At 59.5% G+C, this 18,947-nt stretch carries 16 protein-coding genes; 12 read left to right on the forward strand and 4 right to left on the reverse strand.

The window, feature by feature from the left end:
- Window positions 1-33 precede the first annotated feature (33 nt).
- From C5F70_RS14575 to C5F70_RS14590, 4 genes are read right to left on the reverse strand one after another with little or no spacing between them, the layout of a single operon-like run.
- On the reverse strand, window positions 34-567 hold the full coding sequence (locus C5F70_RS14575) for a nuclear transport factor 2 family protein (RefSeq protein WP_177410558.1): 534 nt from the start codon (window positions 565-567) through the stop codon (window positions 34-36).
- 5 nt (window positions 568-572) lie between these two features.
- A complete protein-coding gene (locus C5F70_RS14580; protein ID WP_017846866.1) occupies window positions 573-935 on the reverse strand; it encodes a hypothetical protein in 363 nt (120 codons plus the stop codon).
- Between the two features lie 19 nt (window positions 936-954).
- Entirely contained in the window at window positions 955-2,127 is a 1,173-nt protein-coding gene (gene iacA / locus C5F70_RS14585) for an indole-3-acetate monooxygenase (RefSeq protein WP_017846865.1), read from the reverse strand.
- Window positions 2,128-2,141: 14 nt separating this feature from the next.
- Window positions 2,142-3,263, reverse strand: a complete 1,122-nt coding sequence (locus C5F70_RS14590; RefSeq protein ID WP_026140004.1) for an amidase — start codon at window positions 3,261-3,263, stop codon at window positions 2,142-2,144.
- A gap of 681 nt (window positions 3,264-3,944) precedes the next feature.
- Between C5F70_RS14590 and C5F70_RS14595 the strand changes: the two genes are divergently transcribed.
- The 12 genes from C5F70_RS14595 to feaR all read left to right on the forward strand — a co-directional run bounded on the left by C5F70_RS14595 (window position 3,945) and on the right by feaR (window position 18,755).
- A complete protein-coding gene (locus C5F70_RS14595; RefSeq protein WP_017846862.1) occupies window positions 3,945-5,093 on the forward strand; it encodes an ABC transporter substrate-binding protein in 1,149 nt (382 codons plus the stop codon).
- 126 nt (window positions 5,094-5,219) lie between these two features.
- Window positions 5,220-6,257: a branched-chain amino acid ABC transporter permease gene (locus C5F70_RS14600; protein WP_017846861.1), complete on the forward strand. Its 1,038-nt coding sequence runs from the start codon at window positions 5,220-5,222 to the stop codon at window positions 6,255-6,257.
- On the forward strand, window positions 6,254-8,056 hold the full coding sequence (locus C5F70_RS14605) for an ATP-binding cassette domain-containing protein (RefSeq protein WP_079443219.1): 1,803 nt from the start codon (window positions 6,254-6,256) through the stop codon (window positions 8,054-8,056). The genes C5F70_RS14600 and C5F70_RS14605 overlap by 4 nt, the downstream gene beginning before the upstream one ends.
- Window positions 8,057-8,061: 5 nt before the next feature.
- The gene (locus C5F70_RS14610) at window positions 8,062-8,823 is read left to right on the forward strand and encodes an ABC transporter ATP-binding protein (protein ID WP_017846859.1); all 762 of its coding nucleotides are present in this window, start codon (window positions 8,062-8,064) and stop codon (window positions 8,821-8,823) included.
- Between the two features lie 52 nt (window positions 8,824-8,875).
- Window positions 8,876-9,931, forward strand: coding sequence for a ketopantoate reductase family protein (locus C5F70_RS14615; RefSeq protein WP_079443218.1), 1,056 nt, complete (start codon window positions 8,876-8,878; stop codon window positions 9,929-9,931).
- Window positions 9,928-10,926 carry a TauD/TfdA family dioxygenase gene (locus tag C5F70_RS14620; RefSeq protein ID WP_017846857.1) on the forward strand — a complete coding sequence of 333 codons (999 nt, stop codon included), beginning with the start codon at window positions 9,928-9,930 and terminating at the stop codon, window positions 10,924-10,926. The genes C5F70_RS14615 and C5F70_RS14620 overlap by 4 nt, the downstream gene beginning before the upstream one ends.
- Before the next feature lie 52 nt (window positions 10,927-10,978).
- Window positions 10,979-11,746: a class II aldolase/adducin family protein gene (locus C5F70_RS14625; protein WP_017846856.1), complete on the forward strand. Its 768-nt coding sequence runs from the start codon at window positions 10,979-10,981 to the stop codon at window positions 11,744-11,746.
- A 17-nt stretch (window positions 11,747-11,763) separates the two neighbouring features.
- The gene (locus C5F70_RS14630; RefSeq protein ID WP_079443216.1) at window positions 11,764-13,323 is read left to right on the forward strand and encodes a methyl-accepting chemotaxis protein; all 1,560 of its coding nucleotides are present in this window, start codon (window positions 11,764-11,766) and stop codon (window positions 13,321-13,323) included.
- A gap of 136 nt (window positions 13,324-13,459) precedes the next feature.
- Window positions 13,460-15,157, forward strand: coding sequence for a GMC family oxidoreductase (locus C5F70_RS14635; RefSeq protein WP_104903593.1), 1,698 nt, complete (start codon window positions 13,460-13,462; stop codon window positions 15,155-15,157).
- 75 nt (window positions 15,158-15,232) lie between these two features.
- On the forward strand, window positions 15,233-16,126 hold the full coding sequence (locus C5F70_RS14640) for a transporter (RefSeq protein WP_017846853.1): 894 nt from the start codon (window positions 15,233-15,235) through the stop codon (window positions 16,124-16,126).
- Between the two features lie 23 nt (window positions 16,127-16,149).
- Window positions 16,150-17,637: an aldehyde dehydrogenase family protein gene (locus tag C5F70_RS14645; protein ID WP_017846852.1), complete on the forward strand. Its 1,488-nt coding sequence runs from the start codon at window positions 16,150-16,152 to the stop codon at window positions 17,635-17,637.
- A gap of 167 nt (window positions 17,638-17,804) precedes the next feature.
- On the forward strand, window positions 17,805-18,755 hold the full coding sequence (gene feaR / locus C5F70_RS14650) for a transcriptional regulator FeaR (protein WP_032804421.1): 951 nt from the start codon (window positions 17,805-17,807) through the stop codon (window positions 18,753-18,755).
- Window positions 18,756-18,947 lie beyond the last annotated feature (192 nt).

Below are 18,947 nucleotides of genomic sequence, written 5' to 3' on the forward strand. Positions count from 1 at the left end.
CGGTTTGTTTGGCCGACTTTAAAAAGTCTTGGTTCATCCAGCCGAGGGTCGGCTTGGAACGGGCAAGGCCGCCTCGCTGTTCCAGGCATCCACCGGACGACTGAACAGGTTCTCGGTCTGGAAATGTGCCATGCGCCATTGCCCGTTTTCCTCGGCGAAACGCACGGTCAGCCGCGCGGCATTGAGGTGCGAAGCGCCACTGGCGAAGGTTGAGGTCTGCAACATCACCCAACTGCCCGATGCGCCGTCGGTGCCGACCTCGATCAGTTCGCTGGTGAGGAAGTGCACGTTGAGGGCGAAGTGCGCCGGGGTCTGCATGTAGGTGGAGAACATCGCGCCGATCTCCTCACGCCCACGATAGCCGCCGAAGCTGTTGGCGTACTTGGCGCCCTTGCCTTCCCAGACCGCATCGATCGTGAACAGGCCAGCCAGCTCAGTCAGTTGCGTGCTTGCGTCGAGGGCATCGCATAGCACCATGTAGCGATTCATACAGGCGCGTATGGCGTGCTCGGCCTCGAAGCGCTTGAGACGCGCTTCGAGATTGGCGATTAGGGCTTCGTTCAACATGTCAATCACGCGCGCTGGATGATCAGTTCGCGGCCAGTGCGGGCCTCGACCTTGGCATAACGCCACAGTTTGTAGGTGCCTTCGCCCACCGGTGTGGTTCGGAACAGGTTGCAGGCCGCGTGTACAGTCTCAATGTCCGGCACATCGGCCAGCAGGTAAGTGGTCCAGGGGTATCCGCTGGATGGCCCGACCATGCTTTGGTCATCGTCCATGTTGCCGAACACCGTCACTCCAGGCAGATCGTGAATGCCGTTCCACATGGCACTGAACGCTCCCCATACTTCCAGTTGCTCCTCGCGCGGCGCATCGAAGAAGTTCTGGTTGATGCCCATGCAGAACAGCACGCGCAGTGGTTTTTTCTCACTCATGATTGGCTCCAGATAAGGGTCAGAGATAGCCCGGCAAGGGCTGCTTGCCGAAGAAGACGGCGCCGGCATTCTGGTAGGTAATGTCGCCCATGAAGGCATGCTGGGTGACCACCTGCGCATCGTTCACGCAGCGTGCCAACGGGCTGCTGTTGTAGACGCCGGTCATGCCCGACAGCATCTGCGCGGTGCGCGCCACCTCGGCGGCGACGCGGGTAGCGTGGGTCGAAGACAGACGTAGCAGGTTGGTTTTCTCGACCGACAGCGAGTCACCCCGCAACACCGTTTGCCAGGCGTCCTCGATGGATTCGAAGAAGAAAGCTCTAGCCGCACGCAGCGCAGCCTCAGCCTTAGCGATCTCAACCTGGGCCAGTGGCCTGTCGGCCACAGCCGGCGCACCGGTTACCGAGATGCGCCCAGCGGCCATATCGCGGAGCTCGTCCAAGGCAGCCCGGGCAACGCCAAGACCGACGACGGAAAGGACCTGGGTGGCGAACGACAGCGAGGGGTAACGGAAGAACGGCTCGTCAAGATTGGCCGCGCCACCGCGCACGAACGTCCACTCCTCTGATACGACCACATCCTCGACCACCAGGTCATGACTACCGGTACCGAGCAAGCCGACGGTGTCCCAAGTCTGCTCGATACGCACCTTGCTTTGTGGCATTACCGCAAGGCGCGGCAAGTCCAGCTTGTCACCGTTTTTTGGTGCGATACCGACGCCCACCAGTGAAGCCCCCATGCAGCCGCTGGAGTACTTCCAGCGGCCGTTGACCTTGAAGCCACCTGGCACGGCCTCGGCTGGTTGCGGCGGGAAAATGCCACCGGCGAAGACTACGTCGGGGCCATTTGCATAGACCTGCCGAATGGTATCCAAAGGCAGCGACGCCAGGTAGACCGGGCTCATACCGAAGCTGGCGACCCAGCCAGCAGAACCGTCTGCCCTGGAAATCTCTTCGACCATGGCACAGAACTCGCCTGGCGAGCACTGGTCACCACCGAAGCGGCGGGGCACCAGAGCACGGTAAACCCCCAGCGTCTTGAAGGCGTCAATCACGTCTTGGGCGATATAGCCAAGGCGGTCGAATTCGCCACTACGGGCGCGTTTTTTGATATCGACCAACAATGCCGAAAAGGCCTGATTGTCGGTAATGGCGGCAGACGGCGTATTGCCGACCAGGGTGAGCGAAGTCATGACAGGATCCACGATCAGAGAAGGTTGGAATCGAGACGCCGCAACAACTCGCCAGCGACCGCCAAAAGCAGTTCGTCAGCGCCTTTGGCGGCGATAAGTTGCAGGCCGACCGGCAAACCGGATTCCCCTTCAAAGGGAATGCTCAGAGCCGGATGACCAGAAAGATTGAAAGGCCTCACGAACGCGGTCATCCCCAGCACCGCACGGGTGTCTGCCGCGTCCTCGAGACGCAATGGGTAGTCAGGCATAGTCGGCAGGACCAAAACCGGAAAACGCTCAAGGGCGGCATCTACCTCGGCGGTAAACGTGGTGCGCACTCGTTCGGCGGCGGCCAGCGCGTCATCGCTGGTCTGCCCGGCTGCCTGCAAGCGACCGGCGACATCCGGGGCGACCAAGCCGGTATCGAGTAGATGCCCGCAGGCATTCCAGGTCTCGCGGTTGATCACCACCATGCCGGCATCATAGGCAGCCTGCATGCTATTGAGCTGTACATTGCCGAGCGTCAGGTTGGTGGCATGAAGCACGGCGTCGATAGCGCGCTGCACCTCACTCGATGCCTGCACCGAGACCACACCGAGACAAATGTCTGCGACTTCCGGTAATGGCTTGAACGAAGGATCAATGATGCGCATCGACTCAATCAGCAGGGACAAGCGGCTCGCGAAGGGGCCGACGCAATCCAGACTGCTCTGCGCGGGCATCACCCCCCGACGATCAATGCGGCCGAACGTAGGCTTAAAGCCGAACACACCGCAACAGCACGCAGGAATGCGCACAGACCCACCGGTATCGGTGCCCAGGGAAAAATCACAGAGCCCAGCAGCAACGGCCGCCGCCGAGCCACTGGAGGAGCCGCCAGGAATACGTCCGGGATATCGCGGATTCTCGGCAGTACCGGCGTAATGGTTGATGCCGGTAGTGCCATAGGCAAGCTCATGCAGAACGGTCTTGCCGACAACCTGGCAATCACCATCAAACAGGGCATCGACCACGGCGGCGTTCTGCGTGGCTGGACCGACATCCTGTAGCGCCCTACTGGACGCGCGGGTCGGATAGCCAGAAATATCGATGGTGTCCTTCACCATCACCTTCAGGCCAGTACCCCCTACCTTCATTTGCTCGATCACCATTGTCATACCGTCTACCTTCTCGAACGTTGTTGGCGTGGCGAGCACGAGGCCGCCGATTCGCTAAATCTAAAATCGCCATAATTACGTGAATTGTCAATTGAATTGTACTTAATAATATCGATCGGATTTGGTGCGAATTTCCATGAATCGCACCAGTAACGTGCAGATTGGTAACGCTTTATCAAAGGTTCATCCCATCATCGATAAATAAAAATAAATTCATATAAAACAATAAGTTATACATACAAATCCGAGTCAACAGCAATCAGACAAGTGTTACCAGGTTGATTTTTGAACAGAAAAAAGGCTCAAGAAAACACCTGTCGAAAAAAAATATTCGTCATTTTAAATCTTAAAAAACCACGCTCTTTGCCTACATTTTTAGCCATAAAAAGCAGAAAAAAAATCACTTAAATCGCTGTTTTTACTGACGATGCGACTGACCAACGACGATTGCCGATCGCCGGCTTTTTTAGTCGAGAGGGGAGATGAGCGAGGTGTGCGCACTGCTGGTGCAGCTCAAGTTCTGGCATGCAATCTGCAAATTCGTCGCTAGCACGCCGACCGCTGTCAGGCGGTGATGCTTTCGCCGGTGAATATCACCAAGCGCATTACGAGAGGCTATGCGGATACCCCATAGGTACCGCAACTCAGCCCGCTTATTAGCCTTGCACCCTGGAGCACGACATGCTGTTCAAGAAAGCTGTGTCCACCCTGATGTTAAGTGCGCTCTGCGCGTCGATGGCGGCTCAGGCAGATGTGAAAGTCGGTGTCGTCACCTCTTCGACCGGGCCTATCGCACTGGTCGGTATCCCTCAGAAGAACAGCGTGGCGCTCATGCCGAAGAAAGTCGGCGACCAGAACATCACCTACATTTCGCTGGACGACGGTAGCGACCCGACGGCCTCGGTGAAGGCGTTCAAGAAACTGATCGACGAAGAACATGTCGACGCAATCATCGGCCCAAGTGGCTCGCCCAATGCCATGGGGGTGATTCAATTTGCTGCCGAGTCGGGCACGCCAATGCTCGCCCCAACCGGAAGCGCCGCCGTGGTACTACCGATGACGGAGCAAAAAAAATGGGTATTCAAGACCACCCAGAACGATGACCTGATCGCCCAAGCGCTGGTCGAGCACATGGTCAAGACCGGCGTAAAGACACTCGGCCTGATCGGCACCGCCGACCCCTATGGTGAGAACTGGGGCAAAGTCATGACGGCCCTGGCCGAAAAGAACGGGATAAAAATCGTCGCCAACGAGCGCTTCCAGCGTCAGGACACATCCACCACCGGCCAGAGCCTGAAGATCCTCATGGCCAAACCGGACGCCGTACTGGTCGCCGCACCGGGTAGCTCGGCAGTGCTGCCGCAGACCACCCTGTTCGACCAGGGTTACAAGGGCCAGGTCTACCAGACCCATGGCGCGGCTCTCCCGCCGTTCCTGCAACTGGGCGGGCGCAAGGTCGAAGGCACCATCCTTGCAGCCAGCCTGATGCTGGTGATTGACGAAGTACCGGACGATCACCCATCCAAGAGTGTGGCGCGCAAATACATCGATGATTACACCCAGCTAAATGGCAGCGCGCCAGCGACATTCGGCGCCAATGTCTACGATGCCGGTTTGCTGCTGGAGCACGCCATTCCCACCGCGTTGCAAAAAGGCAAACCAGGTACCGCCGAGTTCCGTTCGGCACTGCGCGATGCACTGGAACAGACCCATGAGCTGGCTGCGACCCAGGGCGTGTACAACATGAGTCCTGAAGATCACAGCGGTTTCGACAAACGCGGCCGCGAGCTGATCACCGTCAAGGACGGTAAATGGGTGCTGCTCAAGTAACACAGCAGCCACGCCTTAGCCGGTGCCTGGCACCGACCGTACGTTAGACGCCAGACCACTACCTGCCTTCTTGGCCGGTAGTCGCTGCGCGCAATACGAATCCTGTCATCGAAGGATATTGCCTCCATGAATTTTCAGATAGCCATGCTGCTGGGTCAGGATGGCGTGACCAATGGTGCGATCTACGCACTGTTGGCGCTTTCCATTCTCCTGGTCTTTACCGTGACACGGATTCTTTTGATCCCTCTGGGTGAGTTTGTCACCTTCGGCGCTCTGACCATGGCGGCTCTGCAAGCTGGCCAGCCAACCCGACTGGTCTGGCTGCTGCTCGCCCTGACAGTCATCGACTGCACCTTGGATCTGCTCGGCACATTGCACAAAGGCCACGGCTTTCGTTTACCCAAATACCTGCCGATAAAGCTCGCCTACGCCGTAGCCATGGTGTTGCTGGTACAGAATCTACTACTGGCAAACCTGCCCATGGCGATCCAGGCCCTGCTGACCCTGGCCCTACTGGTGCCAATGGGCCCACAGATGTATCGCTTGTTCTTCCAGCCAATCGCCGGCGCCCACTCGCTGGTGCTGCTGATCGTCTCGATTGCCGTGCATGTGGCCATGGTCGGGGTCGGCCTGCTGCTGTTCGGCCCCGATGGCGCACGCACTCGACCGTTCTCCGAAACAGGGTTGGAGCTCGGCCCAGTGACACTGAATAGCCAGACACTGTGGGTGATCGTTGTCTCGCTGGGCTTGATCGTCGGCCTGTTCCTGTTCTTTGAACGCAGCCTGTATGGCAAGGCGCTACGCGCCACTGCGGTGAACCGCATGGGGGCACGGCTGATGGGCATATCGCCGAGCCTGGCGGGCAAGACGACCTTTGCTCTGGCCGCCTTTCTCTGCACCCTCTCGGGAATTCTCATCGCCCCAATCACCACCCTGTATTTCGACTCCGGCTTCATCATCAGCCTGAAAGGTTTCGTTGGCGCCATCATCGGCGGCCTGGTCAGCTACCCCATCGCCGCCCTAGGCGCGCTGGCAGTTGGTCTGGTGGAGGCCTTCTCGATGTTCTGGGCCAGTAACTACAAAGAGATCATCGTGTTCACCCTGATCATCCCGTTCCTGCTCTGGCGCTCACTGACTAGCCGTCATGTGGAGGAAGAAGAATGAAACCGCGCCTCCTCGTCACCCTGCTGGTCGTCATCGTCGGCGTCGCGCCGCTGCTACTGCCGTCCTTCCAGATTACCCTGCTCAACTACATAGGCCTGTATACCCTGGTGGTGCTGGGCCTCGTCCTGCTCACGGGGGTCGGTGGCATGACCAGCTTCGGCCAGGCCGCGTTCGTTGGCCTCGGAGCGTATACCAGCGCCTATCTGACCACCGCCGAGCAACTGCCCGTCTGGCTCGCCTGGACCGCCGGTTCACCCTGGCTGTCATTACTGGTGGGCATCGCCCTCACTGTCTGTGTAGCCGTGCTGCTCGGTGCCCTGACCCTGAAGCTGTCCGGACACTATCTGCCGCTGGGCACCATCGCCTGGGGCATTTCGCTCTATTACCTGTTCGGCACCCTGGATGGGCTGGGCGGCCAGAGCGGCATCGCCGATCTGCCGTCGATCTCATTGTTCGGTCTGACGCTGGATAAGGGCGAGAAGATCTATTACCTGATCTGGGCGGTGCTGCTGGTCGCCATCCTGATCACCCGTAACCTGCTCAACTCCCGCGAAGGACGAGCCATCCGCGCGCTCAAGGGCGGCCAGGTGATGGCCGAGTCGATGGGCGTGAATACCTTTCGCTCCAAGCTGGTGGTGTTCCTCATCTCCGCGCTGTTCGCCACCGTCTCGGGCTGGCTCTACGCACATACCCAGCGTTTCGTGAACCCGACGCCGTTTGGACTGAACATGGGCATCGACTACCTGTTCATGGCACTGATCGGCGGTGTGGGCAGCGTTTGGGGCGCCCTGCTCGGTGCCGGTATCCTGACCATGCTCAAGCAGTGGCTGCAGGACTGGCTACCGACGCTGATGGGCAGCCAGGGCAACTACGAAACGATCGTTTTCGGCCTGCTTATCGTGTTGCTCATGCAGCGTGCTCCGGGCGGCCTGTGGCCACTGCTGGTGCGCTTGGTTCCAGCCCGTTGGCGCCACGACCACAACGCGCCCAGAGCAGATGACCTGCCGAGCGGCCTGCCGCGCCGGGACCTGCCAGATAGCGGCCAACTTATCCTCGAAGCACGTAACGTGACCAAACGCTTCGGTGGCCTGGTTGCCAACAACCAGATGAACCTATCGATCCGCGCCGGAGAAATCCTCGCGCTGATCGGCCCCAACGGCGCGGGCAAGAGCACCATGTTCAACCAGCTCTCCGGGGTAGACACCCCCACCGAGGGTGAGGTGTTGTTCCTTGGCGAGAAGATCAACGGCATTCCCTCGCGACGCATCGCCCACATGGGCATGAGCCGCACCTTCCAGCACGTGAAGCTGCTATCAACCATGAGTGTGCTGGAGAACGTAGCCATCGGCGCCCACCTGCGTGGCGACAAGGGCATCGTATCGTCGCTGCTGCACATGGAGCGCGCCGAAGAAGCCGACTTGCTGCGTGAGGCCCGGCGCCAACTGGAGCGGGTTGGCCTCGGCGACTACCTCTATGAAGAAGCTGGCAGCCTCGCCCTTGGCCAGCAACGCATCCTGGAAATCGCTCGCGCGCTGTGCGCTGACCCATGCCTGCTGCTCCTCGACGAGCCCGCCGCCGGCCTGCGTCACAAAGAGAAGGAAGCCCTCGGCAACCTGCTGCGCAAGCTGCGTGACGAAGGCATGGCAATACTGCTGGTGGAACATGACATGGACTTTGTCATGGGCCTTGTGAACCGCATCACGGTCATGGAATTCGGCCAGAAAATTGCCGAAGGCCTGCCAGATGACGTGCAAAAAAACCCGGCGGTGCTCGAAGCCTATCTCGGCGGAGCGGAGTGAAGACCATGAGTAATCAACCTCGTAACATCCTGCTCGAAATAAAAAACCTGAGCGTGGCCTATGGCAAGGTCGAGGCGCTAAGCAATGCCAGCCTGACCGTCGGCGAAGGCCAGATCGTCACCGTGATCGGTCCCAACGGCGCCGGCAAGACCACCCTGCTCTCGGCGATCATGGGCGTGCTTGGCTCCAAGGGCCAAGTCAACTTCGACGGAACCCTGGAAGCCGTACCGGAAGTCGAGGTGCTGGTCGGGCGCGGGTTGGGCCTGGTGCCGGAAAAGCGCGAACTGTTCGGCAGCATGAGCGTCGAGGACAACCTGCGCCTCGGCGGCTTTATGCGCTACCGCAAAGGCGATAAGTACCTCGACGGCACCCTTCAGGAAGTCTACAGCCTGTTCCCGCGCCTGTTTGAACGCCGCAAGCAAGAGTCGTCGACCCTTTCCGGCGGCGAGCGACAGATGCTCGCCGTAGGCCGTGCGCTGATGGCCAAGCCCAAGCTGCTGATGCTCGACGAGCCGAGCCTGGGCCTGGCGCCGCTGATCACTCGAGAGATCTTCCGCATCATCGCCGACCTGCGGCGCCAGGGTGTGTCGATCTTGCTGGTGGAGCAGAACGCCCGCGCGGCGTTGCGTGTTGCCGACTACGCCTACGTGCTGGAAACCGGGCAGATCGTCATGCAGGGCCCGGCCGCCGAACTGGCCGATGACCCGCGGGTGATTGAGGCCTACCTAGGCCTGGCCAGCAAGCACCAGGAAATGCTCGCGACTTGATCCACCATGCGCCCGTCTCGCGGGCGCAACCTATTTGCAAGGAGAAAGCCCCATGGCTCGCTCGATCCCTTCACGCCTGTGCATTGTTGGCGCCGGTGCCATTGGCTGCACCCTGGCGGCGCGCCTGGCGGCCACAGGTCAACCAGTGAATATGTTCGCCCGTGGCAACACACTCACCGCGCTAAACGAAAACGGCGTACGCCTGACCGACCTGGATGGCGAACATAACGCCCCGGTAAACGCCAGCGACGACTGTGTCCTGCTCGGCGAGCAGGACGTGGTTTTCCTGTGCGTCAAGGCACAATCCTTACCCACGCTGGTCCCCCATCTGGCACCGTTGATCGGCCCACATACAACCGTGGTTCCGGTCGTGAACGGCGTGCCATGGTGGTACTTCCACGGCGAGTCCGGAAATATGGCTGGTCAACCTATACAGGCGGTTGATCCAGACGGAACCCTGCTGGCATCTCTCGATCCGGCACATATCCTCGGGTGCGTAGTATTCATAACTGCAGAAACGATAAGCCCAGGACAGGCACGCTCACACAATCCGCACCTGATGATTCTTGGCGAGCCAAATAACCGCAAGAGCCAACGACTCGAAACGATCCGTCAACTGATCGAAGACGCGGGTATAGAAGCCAGAGCAAGTGATCGTATCCGAGACTCGCTGTGGACCAAAATCCTCGCCAATCTGACCTCCAACCCCCTGTCGGTAATCACTGGGGCAACACTCGAAGAGCTCTATAGCGAGCCCGAGTTAACCCCTCTGGTGGGGAAAATACTTCATGAAGGGCTACTCACTGCCGCAGCTTATGGCGCACGCATTGATTTCGACCCACCAACCTTCATGAAACTTGGTGCAGGCATGGGCGCAGTCAAAACTTCGATGCTGCAGGACTATCAGCATGGGCGCGCTCTGGAACTCGCCGCTATCGGTGACGCGGTAGTCGAACTTGCAGAGCACCACGGCCTCGGCGTACCCACCACTCGCGACATTCTTTCGCTAGCGCGCTTTTTAACTCGGCACCCTTCACGCAGCAGCACTGACATCGTTTCGGTCATCGCGCCCACATCTACCCCATCACAGGAAAGGAAAAAACCATGACCTCCCTGCTTACCCAAAAAATCGATTCACCCTGCGCCTGGCGTGGCGAAGATTTGGTGAAAGACCCTGAGCAAGCCTGGATATATCACCTATCCCCTGACACGCTCGCTGTGCTTGATCGCGCCATGGTGCAGGTTAGAGATCGTGGCCTAAAGGCTCCGAACTTCATACGTGAGGATTTCTTGATACCAGAGCTGGATAAGGAGATCCAAAACCTTGCGAACGAATTGGAGAATGGCCGCGGTTTTCTTCTCCTTCGTGGCCTGCCAGCCGAGCTCTATAGCGAAGAGGAAATGGCAATCATCTATTACGGCCTGGGCCTGCACATGGGGACTCCTGTGACTCAGAATCCACGCGCCGACCTGCTGGGCGTGGTGACCGCCATAGGCAACTCCAAAGAGAAAACTACTCGTGTCTACGAAACTAACGCCTACTTGCCCTACCACACAGATCTGTCCGATGTAGTTGGACTCCTGTCCATACGCAAGGCCAAGCAAGGCGGACTCAGCAGCCTGGTCAGCGCTGCGACCGTCTACAACGAGATCCTGGAGAGGAACCCCCACTATCTGGCGTTGCTCTATCGCCCACTATATTTCGCACACTTGGGTAATGACCTACCGGTCCCCTCTCCGATTTTCAGCTACCACGAGGATAAGCTCAGCTGTCGTTACCTTCGTGCCTATATCGAACTCGGCCACGAACAGAGCAACGTCAAGCTCTGCCAGGTAGAAGTCCAGGCGTTGGATTTGATCGACGCCATCATTCATGACCCAGCGATCCGCCTGGACATGATGCTGGAACCCGGCGACATGCAGTTCGCCAACAATTACGCCGTGATGCATTCGCGTAGCAACTTTGAGGATCACGACGATCCAGACCTCAAACGCCGCCTACTGCGCCTGTGGCTGAAGATGCCCAATGCACGCGTACTCGCACCGGAGTTTCCCGGCCGAAACGGGTTCCATGACAACCTGCGCCTGGCTCCTTGCGCCTGACATAACGCCATCGTGCCTGACAGGTGCGTCCTACCGCCCTAGAGAAACCACCATGACCGCAATGATCCAAACCCTCAAGCCCGAAACCTGTAGCGACGAAGAATGGGCGCTGCGCATCAAGCTCGCCCACTGCTACCACCTGGTCGATTACTTCGGCTGGACCGAGACCATCTTCAATCACATTTCCGCACGCCTGTCTGGCCCGGCCCACCATTACCTGGTCAACCCGTTCGGCCTGAACTACAGCGAAGTCACTCCAGCCAACCTGCTCAAGGTCGACCTGCACGGTAATAAGCTCGACGAGTCACCCTACGACGGCAACCCCGCAGGCTTCGCTCTGCACAGTGCCGTGCATGGCGCGCGCGACGATATCCAGTGCCTCCTACACACCCACACCACGCCGATCTCCGCCGTGGTGCAGAAAAAGCGCGGCTTCACCCATGACGACTTCTACGGCGCGCAACTTTACGGCCGCATCGGTTACCACACCTTTGAAGGCATCACGCTGTTTGAAGACGAGAAGACCCGGATGATCGAAAGCCTGGGCGACAAGCACATCCTGGTGCTGCGCAACCACGGTATCGCAGTGGGCGAAAGCAGCATCGAGAAAGCCTTCTTCCTGCTCTGGACGGTGCAACGCGCGGCCGAGAACCAGTGTGCCGCCGGCGCTCTGGGCGGCGAAGACAACCCGCTCGAAGCCGGTATTGCCGAGAGGTGCGCGGACCTCACCGCCATGCTGATCCGCGAGAGTGGCTTCGCCACCAAGTTCTACGACGCCATGGTGCGCAAGATGCGCGCCGAGCGCGTGCTGCCCTGGTAACCGCGAGGAGTCGTGCAATGAATGCTGCCATCCACCCCAACCTCCCGCACTTCGACGAACCGCCGATATCGCGCCTCGATCCAAAAGGCGTGCTGCTCAGTTGCAATGCGGCCTACCTGCGAATGTGCGGCCTGCGCGAAGACGAACTGATCGGCAAACCCCACGAGCAGATCAATGACCCGCGCATGCCCGCAGTGGTCATCGACAGCATGTGGCGTGCGCTGCGTGCCGGCGTACCTTGGACTGGCCCCGTGATGGGGCGTCACAGGCAGGGCGGGCATTACTGGCACACGCTCTATGTCGTGCCGCTGTTCGATGGCGGAGAACTCTCGGCGCTCGGCACCGTCTACCAGCCGATCAGCCGTGAAGAAATACTCGCAGCCAGTACGCTCTATGCCCGCCTCGACCGTGGTCAATCGCCGTGGGCGCCAGGCCAGCGTTCCACTGCGCTGCTCGCCAGTCATGGCCTTCAACTGAGTCTTGGCCTGCTCGCTCTGGGCGCAATCATCACCGCGCAACTGCCCTTGGCCACAGGTTTGCTGGCCCTCTTCGCGCTGCTGCTGGCCGGGCTGCAACCAGCCCTGCGCCAGCGCCGACTGACCCGCAAAATCCTTGGCCAGTACCGGGAAATATACAGCGAGCCGCTACTGGCGCCGCTGCATAGCGGCCACGCCGACAGCAGCGCCCTGCTAGCGATGGCCCTGAACAGCCAGCGCGCGCGGATGACTACGGTGATGTCACGCATCAGCATCAACAGCGAGGTTCTGCGCCAGCAGGCACATACTTCAGCCGAAGTGGTGGAGAACACCGCCGAACAACTGAACAGGCAGGTACGCGAGACCGAACAGACCGCCGCGGCCATCAACCAGATGAGCGCCACCATCCAGGAGCTTTCACGCAACCTGCAGAGCACCGCCCAGGCCGCGCAGAACGCCAACCAGTTGGCCTACGACGGTGAACGCCTGTCGGACGACAGCCAGAACTCCACTCAGACCATGCGCTCTTCGGTGGAAGAGATCGGCAGCGCCGTCGGCAACCTGGCCGATGCTATCGAGTCAATCGGCGGCATCGCCAGCGTGATCCAGAGCATCGCCGAACAAACCAATCTGCTGGCCCTCAATGCCGCTATCGAAGCCGCCCGCGCTGGCGAATCCGGCCGGGGCTTCGCCGTGGTTGCCGACGAAGTACGCAGCCTCGCCTCACGCACACGTGACTCGACTCATGAAATCCAGCGCTCTATCGAAAGCCTGCGTAGCGGAAGCGGCAACGCGCTGACCACCGCGAAACGTGGCGAGCAGGCCGCGCTGCGCGCCAGTGCCGATGTGCAGCAAACCCGCCAGGCACTGGTGCGTATCTGCGAGGAAGTCGGCCAGATCAGCAGCATGAACCAGCAGATGGCAGCGGCCATTGAGCAGCAGGGCCAGGTCGCCGAGCAGATCAACCAGCAGATCACCGAGATTGCCGGCCTCACAGAGCGCACCAGTCAGCAGGCAGGACGCACCACCGAGATCAGCCAGACCCTGCACCAATTGGCCGAATCGCAACTGAGTCTTGCGCAGCGTTTCATCAAGGGCTGAGATTCGTACAACCGGATGATCGGTAAACCTGGCAAGCACGTACAACAACCTGGCCACCAGGATCAATTTCCTGTCGCTGGTAAAGGCTTGAATAGAGCCTCATAAAAATCCCTTCGGGACATTAGCGAGGCCCCCCATGTCCACTCAGGAATACGATTACATCGTGATAGGCGCCGGCTCGGCAGGCTGCGTGGTTGCAGCCCGGCTGATCCAGCAGAATGCCGGCAGCGTGCTACTGCTTGAGGCCGGAGGCAAGGACAGCAGCCCCTTCCATACGATGCCCGCCACCGTGGTACAGGTTTTCCAGCAGAAGTCCTGGCCGTACATGACCGTGCCGCAGAAACACTGCAACGACCGCGAAATGATCATTGCCCAGGGCAAGGTGCTCGGCGGCGGTAGCTCGGTCAACGGGATGATCTACATCCGTGGCCAACACGAGGATTACGACGACTGGGTAAAAGACTGGAACTGCCCGGGCTGGGGTTATCGCGATGTGCTGCCCTACTTCAAGAAAGCCGAAGCCAACGAGAGCCTCAGCGGTGAATTCCACGGACAGCAAGGCCCATTGCCGGTCAGCGAGAACCGCTATCGCCACCCAATGACCATGGCCTTCGTGCGCGCTGGCCAAGAGATGGGCCTGCCCTACGTCAACGATTTCAATGGTGCATCCCAGGAAGGTGTCGGCTTCTACCAGACCACCACGCACAATGGTGCCCGTGCCAGCACCGCGCGTACCTATCTGAAATCGGTACGCGACAACAGCAAGCTGACCGTGATCACTGACGCCCTGGCGCACAAGGTGATCGTCGAGAACGCCCGCGCTACCGGAGTGAAGTTCAGCGAGAAGGATGGAGCGCCGATAATCGCCCACGCCCGCAAGGAAGTAATTCTCAGCGCTGGCGCCTTCGGCAGTCCGAAGATTCTCATGCTCTCCGGCATCGGGCCGAAGGAACACCTCGCGGGTCTCGGCATCGAAACCTTGGTCAACCTACCGGTTGGCAAGAACTTTCATGACCACCTTCACCTGTCGCTCAACGCCACCACCCACAAACAGAACAGCATCCTCGGCGAAGACAAGGGCCTGCGCGGCATCAAGCACATGATCCAGTGGCTGGCGTTCCGTAGCGGCCTGCTGACCAGCAATATCCTCGAAGGCGGCGGTTTCGTCGACAGCCAGGGCGTCGGTCGGCCAGACATCCAGTTCATGTTCCTGCCGGTAATGGACAACTTCGACAACACTCCCGGCGAAGCCCCTCCCGCCGCCGAGCATGGCCTCACGGTCAAGGTTGGTCACCTGCGCCCCAAGGCTCGTGGCGACGTGCGCCTGCGCAGCACTGACCCGGCCGACATGCTGCTCATCGACCCCAACTATCTGGGTGACAAAGACGACCTGCAAGGGCAGATACGTGCCGTGCAAGCCGGCCTCAAGCTGATGCAACAACCCGCGTTGAAAAGCCTGATCAAGAAGATCGTCGCGCCCGAGAATATCGACTGGAAGGACACTGCCGGCATCGAGACCTTCATACGCCAGGCGATCAAGACCGTCTACCACCCTGGCGGTACCTGTTGCCTGGGCATTGATCCGGGCAGCTCGGTGGTCGACCTGCAGATGCGCGTACATGGCGTGCCGAACCTGCGAGTGATCGACCTCTCCGTATGCCCGCAGATAGCCAGCGGCAACACCAACGCGCCGGCGATCATGCTTGGCGAACGCGGTGCCGATTTCATTCTCGGCAAGGCACCGCTGACGCTGAGCGCACCACATGAGCAAACGCTGAATCTCGATGCGGTGATTGGCACACCTCAGTCACTCGCCGGCTCCAACCGCTCCTAATCGACCTTTCCCGACCTGGCGCGCATATCGCGCCAGAGCTTTCCTACGCCCTGAAACCGGATCGAGGATCACACCATGCACTTCTTCCCGCAGCGTCATCTGATAAGCGCTATTGCACTTTCCGCACTTGTCCTTGCCCAGAATGCCCACGCCACCGAGGGTGGCGGCGGCGCCTACGCCAATGGCAGCGAAGGTTTCATGACCGGCGCCCTGCCTCCGCCTGGCAACTACCTGATCAGCTACAACACCTATTACACCGCCGACAAGTTTGCCAATACGAACCCGGCGTTCGACCACTTCAAAGTCAGTACCGCCGCTACCATTCTGCGCGCCATCCATGTCACTGATAAGAAGATCCTCGGTGGCAACTGGGCGATGCACGCCTTCCTGGTTGCAGCCGATGTGGACGTCAATATGGGGGCGGGCGGCCGCCAGGATCGCGCCGGCATGGGCGACCTCATCGTCAGTCCGCTGGCGGTCGGCTGGCACGCCGGAAACTGGCACTGGATTGCAGCCGTCGACCTGTACCTACCCACCGGCCGCTACGACAAGAAAGAACTGGCCAACATCGGGCGTAACTACGCCACCGTCGAGCCGCTGTTCGCCTTCACCTACCGCAACCCGCAGGGTTATGAGTTCTCGATGAAGACCATGTTTGACCACAACTACGAGAACAACGACACCCAATACCGCTCAGGCAATGAACTCCACGCCGACTTCGTCGCTGCCAAGCACTTCGGCAACTGGGGTGTGGGTATCGGTGGCTACACCTACAAACAGCTCACCGGCGACAGCGGTGACGGTGCGGTATTCGGAGACTTCAAAGGCCGCGCCACTGCACTGGGCCCGCAACTCTCCTACACAACTGCCTCGGGCTTGAACATCCAGGGCCGCTACCAACATGAGTTCGACGTATTGAACCGTCCGGAAGGCGATAAGTTCTGGCTCAACATTGCCATCCCTCTTTGATTTTATCTGCCAGGAGTCACCCCATGAGCGACATTCAATTGCTTCCCCAAGTGCAGGCGTTCCTACAACGCCAGCACGCCCATTTCGTCGATGGTGCTTACCGCTCTAGCGCCTCCGACAAGCGTATCTCGATCATCAATCCGGCCAATGGCGAAGCCATTGCCCAGGTAACCGCCGCTGATGCAGCTGACATCGAAGCGGCCGTCAGTGCAGCACACTGCGCCTTTAAAGGCAGTTGGGCCAAGACCTTGCCCTATCAGCGTGGCGTAATACTCAATCGACTGGCCGATCTGCTCGAAGCCAACAGCGAAGAACTGGCCCAGTTGGAAACCCTCTGCTCAGGCAAATCTATCCACCTATCCCGGATGTTTGAAGTCGGCCAAAGCGCGGTGTTCCTACGCTACTACGCCGGCTGGGCGACCAAGATCAACGGCGAAACGATGTCCCCCTCCTTCCCGTCGATGGCCGGCGAACAGTACACCGCCTTCACCCGTCGTGAGCCAGTGGGCGTGGTGGCCGGTATCGTGCCGTGGAATTTCTCGGTAATGATCGGCGTATGGAAAATCGCTGCCGCTCTGGTCACCGGCTGTACGCTGGTGCTCAAACCCAGTGAATTCACCCCACTGACTTTGCTGCGCCTGGCCGAACTGGCAATGGACGCGGGTGTGCCAGCGGGAGTGTTGAACATCGTCAACGGCACCGGCGAAGTCGGTGCACAACTGGTCAACCACCCGCAGGTAGCCAAGGTTTCGTTCACCGGTTCGGTGCCGACCGGACTCAAGGTCGGCCAGGCCGCAATGGCCGCCAACCTCACCCGAGTGACCCTGGAACTGGGCGGCAAAAATGCTGCGGCGCTGCTGCCTGACGTCGACCTCGATGCTGCCATCGGTGGGCTGATCCAAACCGGTTATGTGCATCAGGGTCAGGTGTGTGCGGCACCAGAACGGCTCTACGTACCGCGTTCACGCCTGGATGAGACCCTGGAGAAATTCAGCGCGGCACTAAAAGGCATGAGCATTGGCTCGCCCCTTGATGAGAGTGTCCAGTTCGGGCCCCTGGCCAATAAGCCGCAGTTCGACAAGATGGTGCAATTCTTCGAGCTGGCACGCCAGGAAAGCCGCATCGTCTGCGGTGGTAATGCGATTGCCCGTCCCGGCTACTTCGTTGAGCCGACCCTGGTACTCGCGGGTAACGCCAAGGATCGCATCCTGCACGAAGAAACGTTCGGCCCGTTAATGTGCGTGCTGCCTTATGACGACGTCGAAGAACTTCCCGGCCTGATGAACGACTCGCCGTTCGGCCTCACCGCAAGCATCTGGACCAACGACCTGTCCAGGGCACTGCGCCTGATTCCCCAGATTGAGGCCGGCACGGTATACATCAACATGCACACCTTCCTCGACCCTTCGGTGCCCTTCGGCGGCATTAAAGCCTCGGGCACGGGCCGCGAATTCGGCAGCGCGTTCATTGACGATTACACCGAACTCAAGTCAGTGATGATCCGCTACTGAATCGCCTCTCGGGCCGGTTTACCGGCCCTGCCCTCCCTGTTCGAAAACTCACAATACTCAACTCGTTTCTGGCACGAGGAATGCTTGAATTTTCCCGTAATTAGTCATATGTGCAAAATCGATCCAATTGCGCACCAAAACTATTAGAAATCCCTTCGAGGTGCCTTGTGAGTGTGCAAAACCTCCACGATTTCGACCACTGGAATCAGGCAGTACATGCCGTGTGTGGCCGTTTTGTCACGCAACGCTGCACTCATGCGGACAATTTCATTGGCAGTATCCAGCACCATCAATTGGGTGATCTGAATCTGGCGGATATCCAGGTTAACGCCTTGTCGATCCGCCGCGAACGCGGCAGCGCAAGCCGTGGTGATGATCGCTTCTATTTTTTAGTCCTGCAGCGTGAAGGCAGCATGGCGATCAACCGTAGTGCGCAAACATTCACCTTGCACCCTGGCGACATGGCCCTGCTGGACTCAGCCGAGTCCTTTGAAATGCAACCGAATGGGTTGATCGCGCAACTGTCGATCCACCTCTGCCGTGACGCCGTGGATCGGCTCCTGCCGACACACGCCTGGCGCTTCGGCAAAATCGAACAGAGCGGCCTGAGCGGACGTCTGCTCCACGGCATGTTGCAGCAGATCAGTGACGGGGAAATGAATCTGGGCGCCGGCCAATCTCATGGCGCGGCATTGCAGGACGCCCTGATCAACTTGCTGCAGCCCTCTTTACATCCCGATGATGTACCGAACACCGGCCGCCCCCTACGACGACTCGCTGAGCGAATGATCAACAAAACGCTGCTGGCGCCCCCGACACCAGCCGAACTGGCCGCGATGCTGAACATCTCGGTACGCCAGCTCTACCGCCAGTTTGAACTCGATGGTGACAGCATCGGACGCTACATCCAGCGCCAACGCCTGCACTGCGCCGCCCGAGATTTGGCACAGACCGGTGACAATGCCCTACCCATCACCACCATCGCCTACAAGTGGGGCTTTACCGACTCCGCGCACTTTTCCCGGGTATTCAAGCGCCACTACAGCATGCCGCCCAAGGATTACCGCGCAAACGTCCAAGGCGCAACCAGCGCGCACAATAACCAAGGACACCCTTGAATATTGCCATCATCGCCACCGGGGCCATGGGCTGTTTGTTCGCTTTACCTCCGGTAATTAGCGGCGTGCGGGGCAGCCTGCATCCCGGTGAACACCAACATCCGCTCAGGCTTCCTTTTTAGCGTGGAAGAAATGAAGTACTGCTTGATGGGACGTGCAGATGCCTTCCCCGAACCGGGTAAGCCCTACCGT

This window comes from Pseudomonas sp. LH1G9 (assembly GCF_002949975.1).
GTDB classification, from domain to species: domain Bacteria; phylum Pseudomonadota; class Gammaproteobacteria; order Pseudomonadales; family Pseudomonadaceae; genus Aquipseudomonas; species Aquipseudomonas veronii.

Bases quoted from the DNA above. Each gene is read 5' to 3' on its own strand.
- C5F70_RS14575 (WP_177410558.1), bottom strand. From the start codon at position 567: ATGTTGAACGAAGCCCTAATCGCCAATCTCGAAGCGCGTCTCAAGCGC.
- C5F70_RS14615 (WP_079443218.1), top strand. From the start codon at position 8,876: ATGGCTCGCTCGATCCCTTCACGCCTGTGCATTGTTGGCGCCGGTGCC.
- C5F70_RS14635 (WP_104903593.1), top strand. From the start codon at position 13,460: ATGTCCACTCAGGAATACGATTACATCGTGATAGGCGCCGGCTCGGCA.
- C5F70_RS14625 (WP_017846856.1), top strand. From the start codon at position 10,979: ATGACCGCAATGATCCAAACCCTCAAGCCCGAAACCTGTAGCGACGAA.
- C5F70_RS14620 (WP_017846857.1), top strand. From the start codon at position 9,928: ATGACCTCCCTGCTTACCCAAAAAATCGATTCACCCTGCGCCTGGCGT.
- C5F70_RS14590 (WP_026140004.1), bottom strand. From the start codon at position 3,263: ATGACAATGGTGATCGAGCAAATGAAGGTAGGGGGTACTGGCCTGAAG.
- C5F70_RS14610 (WP_017846859.1), top strand. From the start codon at position 8,062: ATGAGTAATCAACCTCGTAACATCCTGCTCGAAATAAAAAACCTGAGC.
- C5F70_RS14600 (WP_017846861.1), top strand. From the start codon at position 5,220: ATGAATTTTCAGATAGCCATGCTGCTGGGTCAGGATGGCGTGACCAAT.
- iacA (WP_017846865.1), bottom strand. From the start codon at position 2,127: ATGACTTCGCTCACCCTGGTCGGCAATACGCCGTCTGCCGCCATTACC.
- C5F70_RS14630 (WP_079443216.1), top strand. From the start codon at position 11,764: ATGAATGCTGCCATCCACCCCAACCTCCCGCACTTCGACGAACCGCCG.
- C5F70_RS14645 (WP_017846852.1), top strand. From the start codon at position 16,150: ATGAGCGACATTCAATTGCTTCCCCAAGTGCAGGCGTTCCTACAACGC.
- C5F70_RS14595 (WP_017846862.1), top strand. From the start codon at position 3,945: ATGCTGTTCAAGAAAGCTGTGTCCACCCTGATGTTAAGTGCGCTCTGC.
- C5F70_RS14580 (WP_017846866.1), bottom strand. From the start codon at position 935: ATGAGTGAGAAAAAACCACTGCGCGTGCTGTTCTGCATGGGCATCAAC.
- C5F70_RS14640 (WP_017846853.1), top strand. From the start codon at position 15,233: ATGCACTTCTTCCCGCAGCGTCATCTGATAAGCGCTATTGCACTTTCC.
- C5F70_RS14605 (WP_079443219.1), top strand. From the start codon at position 6,254: ATGAAACCGCGCCTCCTCGTCACCCTGCTGGTCGTCATCGTCGGCGTC.